The organism is Sphingobium sp. B2 (genome assembly GCF_007693735.1).
GTDB lineage: Bacteria > Pseudomonadota > Alphaproteobacteria > Sphingomonadales > Sphingomonadaceae > Sphingobium > Sphingobium xenophagum.
Genome location: NZ_VDBZ01000003.1, coordinates 450,183 through 462,516 on the forward strand (window position 1 = coordinate 450,183; position 12,334 = coordinate 462,516).

Below are 12,334 nucleotides of genomic sequence, written 5' to 3' on the forward strand. Positions count from 1 at the left end.
GCTGGAATGCCGACGCTGACCAAGGGGTATATCACATGACCAATAAATCCGTTCAGGCCCTGGGCCTGACTGCCATGCTGTTTGCGGGCGTTGCGCTCTCGATCGAACCGGCCCACGCTGCATCCGCCACGGGCGATGCGACGGTTAAGATCCTGCGCGCCATCACCGTCACCAAATCGTCGGACCTGGACTTTGGCAAGATCGTGCCGTCGGCCGCTGCTGCGACCGTCGCCATCGCCGAAGACAATAGCCGCGTGTGCGGCAGCGGCCTGTCCTGCTTCGGCACGACCACCGCGGGCGCCTTTGCCGTCGTCGGCGCCGCGAATGAGACCGTGACCGTGGCGATCGACAATCCGTCGATCACGCTGACCGATGGCGGATCGAACAGCATGGCGGTGTTGCTTGCCACGACGACGTCGGCAATGACCCTGTCCGGCACGGGCGATGGCAGCTTCAAGGTTGCCGGCACGCTCAATGTCGGCGCCAATCAGGCCGCCGGCACCTATTCGGGCCAATATGCGGTTTCGGTTTCCTATCAGTAATCACGGTCGGCAGGGGCGGCGCATAAGCGCCGCACCCACGCCGATGCCGAAGGGAGGACGGGGCGATGCGTGCAATATCCGCCATGGCGGCGATTGCCCTGAGCCTGTCCCCCCTGCCCGGCCATATCGCCCATGCCGACACGCGCAAGCAGGCGCCGATTGTCGAGGCAGCCACAGACATCAGTTTCGGGACGATCGCCGCCAGCGCTGCCGGCGGCACGATAGAGCTGACGCCATCTGGCACTGTGCGCTGCTCAGCAGGGCTGCAATGCCTGGGCGGTGAGCGGGCCGGGCTATTCTATGTCACCGGTCCCAAAGATTATATGGTCGGCATCATGCTGGCCCCTGCGCAACTGACCAACAGCCGTGGCGAAAGCATGACGGCCCTTCCCAAAGCGTCGCAATCGACGATGGTGCTGGATCCTGGCAAGCGCAAAAACAAGTTCAGCGTTGGCGGAAAGCTGACCCTGTCGGCGGCGCAGCCCGAAGGCGCGTACACCGGCAGTTATGAAGTGATGGTCGAATATTTCTGACCCCACTCCGCATGGTTAGCGAGTTGCTAACCTATTTTCGTCATCTTTGCCCATTGCGGCCCGCTGGACACGAAGCCGCTGACATGGGGTAATGATATGAAACGCACGATGATGATGGCGGCGATTGTCGCCAGCCATGCCCTTGCGCCGACCATGGCGCAGGCTGCCGCCGGCGACCTGCTGGTCGCGCCGACCCGCCTGATCATGGGCGCCAATAGCGGCGGCGAGGTCGTGGTCAACAATACTGGCGACAAGGCGACGACATATCGCATATCGCTGGTGCTGCGGAAGATGACCGAACAGGGCACGATCGAATCGGTCGATGAGGCCACCGCGTCGCAGCGCGATGCCGCAGCGCTGGACCTGATCACTTATGCACCGCGCAAGATCACGCTGGCGCCGCAACAGTCGCAGACGGTTCGGATCGGCGTGCGGGTGCCGCCGACCATGCCGGGTGGCGAATATCGCGCGCACCTGCTGTTCCGCGCGGTGCCTGACGTCGCCGATGCCGCCGCGCCGCAACCTGCCGCTGACGGTATGTCGATCAGCCTGACGCCGATTTATGGCGTCACCATTCCCGTCATCGTGCGCGTGGGCGAGCCAACAGGCAGCGCCAGCCTGAACAACGCCCGTCTGAGCGTACAGGACGGACAGGCGCAACTGGACGTCGACCTGATGCGTGCGGGCGACCGATCCGTCTATGGGACGCTGGAATTGATGCAGGCCGACGGCAAAACGCCGATCGCCACGATCAAGGGGATCGCCGCCTATCCGGAAGTGGCGCAGCGGCACATCATGCTGCCGGTGGACCGGACCGCGCTGGCGCGGGTGAGCGGGCCGCTCAAGGTGCGGTTCGTGGAGACGGACCCCGCGGCGGGCGGCGCAGTGAGCGAAACAGCCGTGGCACGACCCTGACACCAGACCACAGGTCCATATCCCATGAACGCGCAGCCCCGGCTGTGGCGTGTTTTGCTGTCATGCCTGCTGGTCCTGCTGCTGTTGCGCGCGGGTCCGGCGATGGCGGCGGCCGCCCTGCTGTCCGCCGACGACGCGCTGTTGTTCGATGCGCGGGTCGGGTCATTGTCCGTCGGCAACGGCATTCGCGGCTTCACGGTCGAGGATGCCATCTGCCTGGATATGGGCGATGTGATCGACGCACTGAAGATTGCCGTGGTGCCGAGCGAGGACAAGCGCCGGGCGCAAGGTTGGGCTTTTGATGAGGCGCGGCATATCGCCATCGACCGCGATACCGGCGAGGCGCGGTTCGGGACGGAATATATGCGGCTGGGCGCAAATGACATTCATGACAGCCGGTCGGGATGGTGCGTTGATACCCAGGCGCTGGGCCGATGGCTGGGCGTTACATTTGATGCCGACACGACCAACGCGATCCTGACCATCACGTCCCCCGCGCCGCTGCCCATCGAAGCCGCGTTGCGCCGGACAGCGGCGGCCGAGCGGCTGGCGACGAAAACGCAACCACAGACAGCGGGGCTGGAGAGGCACCGCTTCCCCTATCGGCTATGGCGCATGCCCGCGCTCGATGCATCATTGGCCGCCGGGTGGCAGCGCGACGCGAAGGGCGCGCAGGTGCGAACGACACGATATGAAATGCTGGCGTCGGGCGAACTGGCCTATGCGTCCGCCGAAGCGCGGCTGGCGTCCGATGCGAACGCCATGCCGGACAGTTTGCGGCTGCGCCTCTACCGGGCCGATCCCGACGGGCAATTGCTGGGGCCGCTGGCAGCGACGCAGACGGCCATCGGGGATGTGGACAGTTTTGCCATCCCCCTTGTTGCCGGATCAGCCAGCGGACGCGGCGTGGCGCTGACCAACCGGCCGCTCGATGCCATTGGCGAATTTGACAAGGTGGCGCTGACTGGCCTGCTACCGCAAGGGTGGGACGCGGAACTCTATCGCAACGGCGAATTGCTCCGCGTGGTCCCGGCGGATGCGAATGGACGCTATGCCTTTCGCGATATTGCGTTGCGCCATGGCGTCAATGTGCTGGAAGTCGTCCGCTATGGCCCTCAGGGGCAGGTCAGACGTGAACGGCGAGTCTATAATATCGCCGCGCAATCGCCGGGGCCGGGCGAAACCTGGTGGTCCACCAATATCGTGCAGGGCAATCATGATCTGCTGCGTTTCGGCACGAGCCGGCAAACCCCGGCATCGGGATGGCGCGGCAGCATGGCCGTCGACCATGGACTGGGCCGGGGAACGTCGATCGGCGCCGCAATCATACGCGCGCCCTCATCAGATGGCAGCGCCGATTATGGCCATCTAACAGGCTGCGGAAAAAGGCGCCGCAGTGGTCACCGTCCATCTGCGTTCGAAGGAGGGGGCCTGGTCTGTCGCTCGGTTCAGGGTGAAATTCGGAGATACCGGGCACGTTGGCGCGGTCGTGGTGACGTGCTGTCTCTTATACACAGCTAGATGTGTATAAGAGTCAGCCTTTACGCTCACCGCTGCCGCCTACAACCTCATCAGACTCTGTCTCTTATACACAGCTAGATGTGTATAAGAGTCAGCCTTTACGCTCACCGCTGCCGCCTACAACCTCATCAGACTCTGTCTCTTATACACAGCTAGATGTGTATAAGAGTCAGCCTTTACGCTCACCGCTGCCGCCTACAACCTCATCAGACTCTGTCTCTTATACACAGCTAGATGTGTATAAGAGTCAGCCTTTACGCTCACCGCTGCCGCCTACAACCTCATCAGACTCTGTCTCTTATACACAGCTAGATGTGTATAAGAGTCAGCCTTTACGCTCACCGCTGCCGCCTACAACCTCATCAGACTCTGTCTCTTATACACAGCTAGATGTGTATAAGAGTCAGCCTTTACGCTCACCGCTGCCGCCTACAACCTCATCAGACTCTGTCTCTTATACACAGCTAGATGTGTATAAGAGTCAGCCTTTACGCTCACCGCTGCCGCCTACAACCTCATCAGACTCTGTCTCTTATACACAGCTAGATGTGTATAAGAGTCAGCCTTTACGCTCACCGCTGCCGCCTACAACCTCATCAGACTCTGTCTCTTATACACAGCTAGATGTGTATAAGAGTCAGCCTTTACGCTCACCGCTGCCGCCTACAACCTCATCAGACTCTGTCTCTTATACACAGCTAGATGTGTATAAGAGTCAGCCTTTACGCTCACCGCTGCCGCCTACAACCTCATCAGACTCTGTCTCTTATACACAGCTAGATGTGTATAAGAGACAGATGCCACATCAAGGCAAGCGCCTTTTTCCGCAGCCTGCTAAACCTGCGCGGCGGGTTGGGTGGAATGCTGGGGGAAGTGTCCTGGGCAGGCCGCAGGGGTGGCGGATCGGCCATGCGCGCTTCTGTCGTCGGCGATCTGTTCAAGACCAGCATAGCGGTAGAGGCTGTCCATAATCGCGGGTTGCGATCCGAACGGATGGACCCTGCACTGCGGTCCTATGTCGGGGTAGCGCTCGACCGGCCGGTCCATGCGGCAGGTCTGATCCTGCCACTGCATTTCGACCTGCGCTCGACCCGGCAGCAGAGCGGACAGGGGGTAGAGGCGAATGGCCGCCTGTCGGTTGCGACGCGCAGCGTGGCGGCCAGTCTGGTGGGTGGATGGAGCCGGTTCCAGTCCAGCGACGGCATGACCCGCGAGAGTGCGACGGCCGGGTTGCTGGTCAGCGGGCGGGCGGGCAAGGTGAGGTTGCGGGGCGAGGTCCATTGGCGACTGACGCCCGATCCCACGTTGATGGGCGTCCAGCTGACCGCAAACCGGTCGCTGGGGGCAACCGACATGGTGCAGATTTCCGCCAATTATGCGGCGGGCGAGAAAAAGGTCGCGATCGATGCGGCCTATGCGCGCGATTTCGGCCCGGCGGCGCTGACGCTGAACCTGTCGGGCGACAGCCACCGGGCGGTGGCGATCGGCCTGGGACTGACGTTCAGCGTAGGCCCAGGCGCAAACGGACGGTTTGGCCGGGTACGTTCCGCGTCGCAGGCACGGGGCGGCGGATTGCTGGTGCGGGCCTTTCACGATCTGGACGGCAATGGACGGCGCGATGCGGGCGAACCGCCCTTTGCCGACCCGGTCGGGGTACTGGTGAACGATCTGCCGTTACCCGCCCGGTTGCGCGGGGACGAGGCACGGGACATCGAGCTGGACGGGCTAAGCCCCGCTACCCCGATCAAGATTGCGCTGGACGAAGCATCACTGTCCGATCCGTTCGATATACCTAGCAATCCGGGCGTCCTTGTCACCCCGCGCGCTGGCCTGCACGAAGTGGTCGAACTGGGCGTATCGCCTTCCGCCTCGGTCGAAGGGACGCTGGCAATGAACGGGCGGGCGCTGGCGGGCGAGACGATCGAATTGCTGACGATGGATGGTACAAGCGCCTATCGCGCGCGCACGGAGTTTGACGGCATGTTCAGTTTCGAGCGGGTTCGGTACGGCCGCTATCGGCTGAAGGTGGCGCAGGGCCGCCACCCACAGGTTGAGCAGATCGTCGAACTGGGCCAGGCCCGCAGCATGGCGCGGCTGGGCGTCATCGATGTCGGCACTGTGCAGCGCATGGCGGCGCGCTGATCAGAATTCGACGAGCGCCACCTTGGTCTTGAGATTGGCGACATAGGCTTCGCGGCCCAGATCCTTGCCGATGCCCGATTGCTTGAAGCCGCCCGTCGGCAGGATGAAGTCGTTGCTGCGGCCATAGCGGTTGACCCAGACAGTGCCGGCCTCCAGCGCGCGGGTGGCGCGCAGGGCGCGGCTGAGGTCGCCGGTATGGACGCCCGCGGCCAGCCCATAATTGCTGTCATTGGCCAACGCATAGGCTTCCCCTTCGTCGGCGAAGGTCTGGACGGTCAGCACCGGTCCGAAAATCTCACCCTGTACCGCCTCACTATGCTGCGCAGCATTTTGCAGCAAAGTGGGCAGGAAATAGCTGCCATCCTGCGGTGCGGTGGCGCGTGTACCACCGGTGAGCACCTGTGCGCCATCAGCGACGGCGCGCTGGACGATGCCGTCGATCCGGTCGAGCTGGCCATCGGAGATGATCGGGCCAAGCGTGCTGTCGCTGGCCCAGGTTGGTCCCGGCTTGTGCGCCGCAAAGGCCGTCATGATGCGATCGATGACCTGATCGGCAACCTTGTCCTGCACCAGCAGGCGCGATCCTGCGACGCAGACCTGCCCGGCATTGAGCGTGATCGCGCGCGCGACGATGGCGGACGCCTTGTCCAGCCCTGCATCGGCGAAGATGATCTGCGGGCTTTTGCCGCCCAGTTCCAGCGTCACCGGCTTGGGGCCGGTCTGGGCGCAGGCGGTCATGATCGCCGCGCCCGTCGCGGTTGACCCGGTGAAGGTGACCTTGGCGATCTCAGGACGCCGCACCAGCGGATCGCCAACGCTGCGTCCGTCACCCTGAACGATATTCAAAATCCCAGCGGGCAAGCCAGCCTCGATCGCCAGTTCCGCCAGCCGCACGATGCTGAACGGCGTCATTTCCGACGGCTTCAGCACGATGCTGTTGCCTGCCGCGATGGCGGGCGCGATTTTCCATGCGGCCATGACCAGCGGCAGGTTCCACGGCGCGATCGCAGCGACCACGCCATAGGGTTCGTGGATGGTAAGGCCCAGCTTGTCCGGCGTGGTCGATGCGACTTCGCCGCCAATCTTGTCCGCCCATTCGGCAAAGAAGCGGACGGTTTCAGCGGTATAGCTCACGTCCCAGGCGCAGATTTCGTGGATCATGCGCGTGGAGCCAAGCGCCTCCAGCGGTGCGAGCGTTTCCATGTCGCCTTCAATAAGGTCAGCCCAGCGGCGCAGCACCCGCATCCGGCCGCGCGGATCGGTCTGCGCCCAGCCGCTGCTTTTATAGGCGCGCTGCGCGTCCTCGACCGCCTGCGCCAACTGCGCATCATCGACACTGTCGAGATCGGCATAGATCCGCCCGTCCGAGGGGCGCCGCACGGGGATCGCCTGTCCGCGCCCGACAACACGCCGTCCCCCGATAAAATTGCTGCCCTGCGGCAAGACGATGAGATCGGGGTTGAAAATGTCCACAGCGCAGCTTTCCTTCATGCAGGCTGGACGAGAGAATATGGATCGCGCGCGGCATGTGTTGCAGTTGCGGGGGAAAATCTGCGCGATAATCTTCCAAAAACGGGCCGAAGGCAGCAGCCAATGCTTGGACACGCCGATTAATACCGATCCAAGTGATTCCTTATCTGGGCAGGCGGACGACCCATTTCCGCCGGGGAGCAAGATGCATGGCGACAGACATAGAGGCGATGGTGGACCTGCGGGCGATGACCGTGGACGATCTGCCCGCTGCGCACGCGCTTTCCAGCGAACAGAAATGGCCGCACCGGATCGAGGATTGGGACATGCTGCTCAGCCTTGGCTTTGGTTATGTGGCGGAACGTGACGGAGAGGTTATCGGCACGGCCATGGCCTGGCTGTACGGGACCGACGCGGCGACGCTGGGGATGGTGATCGTATCGCCGGCAGCGCAGGGCATGGGGCTTGGTCGCCGGTTGATGGAGGCGGTGATGGCCGATCTTGGCGACCGTACGATCCTGCTCAACGCCACGGATGAGGGCGCGCCGCTCTATCGCAAGCTTGGCTTTGAACCGGTCGGCCCGGTGTTCCAGCATCAAGGGGCCGCCTTTGCCGTGCCGGTCGCCGAACTCATCCCCGACGAACGGGTGCGGCCATTGGGGGCGAAGGACATGCCGACGCTCCATGATCTGGCGCGGCAGGCGAGCGGCATGAACCGGGACACGCTGCTGGATGCACTGGTACCGGGCGCGCAAGGCGTGGTGCTGACGCGCGACAATGAACCGGTGGGCTTTGCCCTGTTCCGCCGTTTTGGCCGCGGCTATGTCGTCGGACCGACGGTGGCCCCGGACACTGGCGGCGCAAAGGCGCTGATTTCCCACTGGCTCGGATCGAACAGCGGGATTTTCTGTCGGCTCGACGTGCCGGAAGAAAGCGCGCTGAGCAATTGGCTCGATGAATTGGGCCTGCCCTGCGTCGGCCGGGTGATGCGCATGGTGCGCGGGCCGATGCCGCAGACAGACCCCTCGATCAAAGTCTTCTCTCTCACGACACAGGCGCTCGGATGACTCTTTCCCTTTCCAACCCCGCCCTTTTCGTCGAACGCGCCTATATTGGCGGCGCGTGGGTCGGCGCAGCGTCCGGTGCGACCGTGCCGGTGGACAATCCCGCGACCGGAGCGATCATCGGCACCGTGCCCGATTGCAGCGCGGCTGATACCCAGGCGGCGATAGATGCGGCAGAGGCCGCCTTCCCGGCATGGAAGGCGCGGACGGCAAGCGATCGCGCGGCGATGCTGGAGCGTTAGCATGCGCTGGTGATGGACAATCTGGTAGATCTGGGCCGGATCATGACCGCCGAACAAGGCAAGCCGACCGCGGAAGCCGAGGGCGAAATTCGCTACGCTGCAAGCTTTATCAAATGGTTCGCCGAAGAAGCCCGGCGGATCGACGGCGGCATCATTCCCGCCCCCGAAGCCAATCGCCGCATATTGGTGATGAAGGAGCCGGTTGGGGTATCGGCGGCGATCACGCCATGGAATTTCCCCTCTGCCATGATCACGCGCAAATGCGCGCCTGCGCTGGCGGCCGGTTGTCCGGTGGTGGTCAAGCCGTCGGAACTAACGCCCTATAGCGCGCTGGCCATGGCGAAGCTGGCAGAGGAAGCAGGTTTCCCGGCAGGCGTGTTCAATGTCGTCACCGGCCTTCCGACAGCGATCGGCGGTGCGCTGACCGCCAGTCCAGTAGTGCGCAAATTGTCTTTCACCGGATCGACCCGCGTAGGCGCGTTGCTGATGCGGCAGTGCGCCGACACGATCAAGCGGGTCAGCTTCGAACTGGGTGGCAATGCGCCGTTGATCATATTCGATGATGCCGACATCGATCTGGCCGTTGCCAGCGCGATGGTCAGCAAATTCCGTAATGCCGGCCAGACCTGCGTCTGCGCCAATCGCATTCTGGTGCAGGACGGCGTTTATGACCAGTTTGCCGAGAAGCTGGCCAAGGCCGTGTCGGCGCTGAAGGTCGCGCCGGGTGACATGCAGGGCAGCACCATCGGGCCGCTGATCAACACTGCCGCCGCCGACAAGGTGAAGGCGCATGTCGACGACGCGCTGTCGCACGGCGCGACCCTGTTTGCGCAAGCGCCCGAAGGCGCGACAGGTGAGCGCTTTGCCCGCCCCGTCGTCCTGACAGGCGCGACACGCGACATGCGGCTGGCGGAAGAAGAGACGTTCGGCCCGGTCGCGCCGCTGTTCCGCTTCACCCATGAGGACGAAGGAATCGAACTGGCCAACGCCACCAGCTATGGCCTTGCCAGCTATTTCTATACCGAAAATCTGCATCGCGCCTTCCGCGTTGCCGAGCGGCTGGAGGCGGGCATGGTTGCGCTCAATACCGGTTCGATCGCTATGGAAGTCGCGCCGTTCGGCGGGGTCAAGATGTCGGGTCTGGGCCGAGAGGGCGCCCATGCGGGGATTGAGGAATATCTGGAGACAAAGGCGTTCCATATCGGCGGGCTGAAGATCTAGAGCCAACCGTCCCGCCCGCTTGGCCCAGTTCCCGCCGTCGCTGGCACACGTCCCTCGTAAAGGATGCATCATGCGCAACTACAACATCTCCGTCATCCCCGGCGACGGCATTGGCAAGGAAGTCATGCCCGAAGGCATCCGCGTGCTGGAGCGGGCGGCGAGCCTCTATGGCTTCACGATCGGCCAGAAATGGCAGGATTTCGCCTGCTGCGATTATTACGCCAAACATGGCCAGATGATGCCGGACGACTGGAAGGAGCAGATCGGCAAGCCTGACGCGATCTTCTTTGGCGCGGTCGGCTGGCCCAACACGGTGCCAGATCATATTTCGCTATGGGGATCCTTGCTCCAGTTCCGGCGGGAATATGATCAATATGTCAATCTGCGCCCTGTCCGGTTGATGCCCGGCGTCCCCTGTCCGCTGGCCGGCCGCGAGCCGGGTGACATTGATTTCTGGGTGGTGCGCGAAAATACCGAGGGCGAATATAGCTCGGTCGGCGGCAAGATGTTTCCGGGTACCGATCGTGAGATCGTGATCCAGGAAACGGTGATGACGCGCCACGGCACCGACCGGGTATTGCGCTATGCGTTCGACCTGGCCGCCACGCGCGAGCGCAAGCATGTGACGTCCGCCACAAAGTCGAACGGCATCGCCATCACCATGCCCTGGTGGGACGAGCGGGTGGAGGAGATGGCCAAAAATTACCCGACCGTCACCCATGATAAATATCATATCGACATTCTGACGGCGCAATTCGTGCTGAACCCCGATCGTTTCGACGTCGTGGTGGCGTCCAACCTGTTTGGCGACATATTATCCGACCTTGGCCCGGCCTGCACCGGAACGATCGGCGTTGCGCCGTCGGGCAATATCAACCCGGATGGCACCCACCCGTCGCTGTTCGAACCGGTCCATGGCTCGGCGCCCGACATCGCCGGCAAGGGGATCGCCAATCCCGTGGGCCAGATCTGGTCAGCGGCGATGATGCTGGAGCATCTGGGCGAGGCGGATGCCGCTGCCGCCATCATGCGCGCGGTCGAAACCGTATTGGCCGAACCTGCCCTGCGGACAGGCGACCTGAAGGGCAAGGCGGGTACCGAGGAATGTGGCAAGGCCATTGCCGACGCGCTGGCCTGAGCGGGACCGGCGCGGCACAATATGCCGCGCCGTTTCGCCAATACGGCCCCGGCAGGCTTGTAAACGGGTCGATTGAGACTTTCCCGCTGCGTCACAAGGATAGGCTGCGTCCCATGACCACCATGGCGAGCACCCCCAAGATGCACCAATCCAACCGTAACCTGCTGGACATCGACCGCGATCATCTGATTCATTCGGTCACTTCCTTCCGCGCCCATGAAGCGCGCGGCGCGACCATGTTGCAAAGCGGCAAGGGCATGTGGCTGACCGATATGGACGGCCGCGAAGTGCTGGATGCCTTTGCCGGGCTGTGGTGCGTGAATGTCGGCTATGGCCAGGACAGCATCGTCGAGGCGGCAGCAGAGCAGATGCGACGCCTGCCCTACGCGACCGGCTATTTCCATTTCGGTTGCGAGCCCGCCGCGCGGCTGGCCGAGCGTCTCGTCGCCCTGTCGCCGGAGGGGCTTGAGCATGTCTATTTCACGCTGGGCGGATCGGATGCGGTGGACTCCGCGATCCGCTATATCACCCATTATTACAATGCCATCGGCAAGCCCGCCAAGAAACAGTGCATCGCGCTGGAGCGGGGCTATCATGGATCGAGCAGCACCGGCGCAGGCCTGACGGCGCTCGCCAACTTCCATCGTAATTTCGATCTGCCGCTGCGCTGGCAGCATCATATCAGCTCGCCCTACCCCTATCGCAGCGATCTGGAAGGGGACGATGCAGCGATCATCGCCCGGTCGGTTCAGCAGTTGAAGGACAGGGTCGCAGAACTGGGCGCGGACAATGTCGCTGCCTTCTTCTGCGAGCCGATACAGGGCTCTGGCGGCGTCATCGTGCCGCCGGTCGGCTGGCTCAAAGCCATGCGGCAGGCGTGCGACGAACTGGATATTTTGCTGGTCGCCGACGAAGTGATCACCGCCTTTGGCCGCACCGGGCCGATGTTCGCCTGCGAAGCGGAGGGCGTGACACCAGACCTTATGACCGTCGCCAAGGGTTTGACTTCCGGCTATGTGCCGATGGGCGCGGTGCTGATGTCCGACAAAGTCTATCAGGGCATTGCCGATGGCGCGGCCGCCGATGTCGTGATCGGCCATGGCGCGACCTATTCGGGGCATCCGGTAAGCGCGGCGGTAGGGATGGAAGTGTTGCGGCTCTATACCGAAGGCGGAATATTGGCGAACGGCCAGAAGGTCGCAGCGCGATTCGATGCCGGGCTGGCCGGGCTGGCTGACCATCCGCTGGTGGGCGATACGCGTGGACGCGGCCTGCTGGGTGCTATCGAGCTGGTGGCGGACAAAGGCACGAAAGCGCGGTTTGACCCGGCGCTCAAGGTCGCCGACCGCCTGTTCAACGATGGCTATGCCAATGGCGTCATCTTCCGCGCTTTTGCCGACAATATCATCGGCCTGGCTCCGGCGCTGTGCGCAACCGACGCCGAGATGGACGAGATATTCGCGCGCATCAGGAAAACGCTCGACGGCTTGCTCGAACAGGCAGATATTCGCGCGGCGCTGGGATAAATATAAGGGGGAACAAGGAC

At 63.1% G+C, this 12,334-nt stretch carries 10 protein-coding genes and 1 pseudogene; 10 read left to right on the forward strand and 1 reads right to left on the reverse strand.

Translation table 11 applies throughout. The features are described from left to right. Window positions 1–35 precede the first annotated feature (35 nt). From FE851_RS20530 to FE851_RS20550, 6 genes are all read left to right on the forward strand, one after another. Window positions 36–542 (forward strand): DUF4402 domain-containing protein, encoded by a 507-nt coding sequence (locus tag FE851_RS20530; RefSeq protein WP_145206550.1) that lies wholly within the window; start codon window positions 36–38, stop codon window positions 540–542. Between the two features lie 65 nt (window positions 543–607). Beyond that, window positions 608–1,075 (forward strand): DUF4402 domain-containing protein, encoded by a 468-nt coding sequence (locus FE851_RS20535; protein ID WP_145206551.1) that lies wholly within the window; start codon window positions 608–610, stop codon window positions 1,073–1,075. A gap of 96 nt (window positions 1,076–1,171) precedes the next feature. Then, window positions 1,172–1,990, forward strand: a complete 819-nt coding sequence (locus FE851_RS20540; protein WP_261371115.1) for a DUF916 domain-containing protein — start codon at window positions 1,172–1,174, stop codon at window positions 1,988–1,990. 24 nt (window positions 1,991–2,014) lie between these two features. Further along, complete coding sequence (locus FE851_RS20545) at window positions 2,015–3,511, forward strand: hypothetical protein (protein WP_261371116.1); 1,497 nt, start codon at window positions 2,015–2,017, stop codon at window positions 3,509–3,511. Window positions 3,512–3,513: 2 nt separating this feature from the next. Then, window positions 3,514–4,482 (forward strand): hypothetical protein, encoded by a 969-nt coding sequence (locus FE851_RS26950; RefSeq protein WP_261371117.1) that lies wholly within the window; start codon window positions 3,514–3,516, stop codon window positions 4,480–4,482. Continuing rightward, window positions 4,421–5,653, forward strand: a complete 1,233-nt coding sequence (locus FE851_RS20550; protein WP_261371118.1) for a carboxypeptidase-like regulatory domain-containing protein — start codon at window positions 4,421–4,423, stop codon at window positions 5,651–5,653. Before FE851_RS26950 ends, FE851_RS20550 begins: the two co-directional genes overlap by 62 nt. Here FE851_RS20550 and FE851_RS20555 read toward each other — a convergent pair whose 3' ends face one another. After that, a complete protein-coding gene (locus FE851_RS20555; protein WP_261371119.1) occupies window positions 5,654–7,126 on the reverse strand; it encodes an aldehyde dehydrogenase family protein in 1,473 nt (490 codons plus the stop codon). Between the two features lie 206 nt (window positions 7,127–7,332). Here FE851_RS20555 and FE851_RS20560 point away from each other — a divergent pair, with 206 nt between their 5' ends. From FE851_RS20560 to FE851_RS20575, 4 genes and pseudogenes are all read left to right on the forward strand, one after another. After that, entirely contained in the window at window positions 7,333–8,190 is an 858-nt protein-coding gene (locus FE851_RS20560; RefSeq protein WP_145206553.1) for a GNAT family N-acetyltransferase, read from the forward strand. Next, window positions 8,187–9,650: pseudogene (locus FE851_RS20565) on the forward strand (NAD-dependent succinate-semialdehyde dehydrogenase). Before FE851_RS20560 ends, FE851_RS20565 begins: the two are co-directional and overlap by 4 nt. A 70-nt stretch (window positions 9,651–9,720) precedes the next feature. Next, window positions 9,721–10,788 carry a tartrate dehydrogenase gene (locus FE851_RS20570; protein WP_019053316.1) on the forward strand — a complete coding sequence of 356 codons (1,068 nt, stop codon included), beginning with the start codon at window positions 9,721–9,723 and terminating at the stop codon, window positions 10,786–10,788. 113 nt (window positions 10,789–10,901) lie between these two features. Further along, on the forward strand, window positions 10,902–12,314 hold the full coding sequence (locus tag FE851_RS20575; RefSeq protein WP_145206554.1) for an aspartate aminotransferase family protein: 1,413 nt from the start codon (window positions 10,902–10,904) through the stop codon (window positions 12,312–12,314). Window positions 12,315–12,334: the final 20 nt, after the last annotated feature.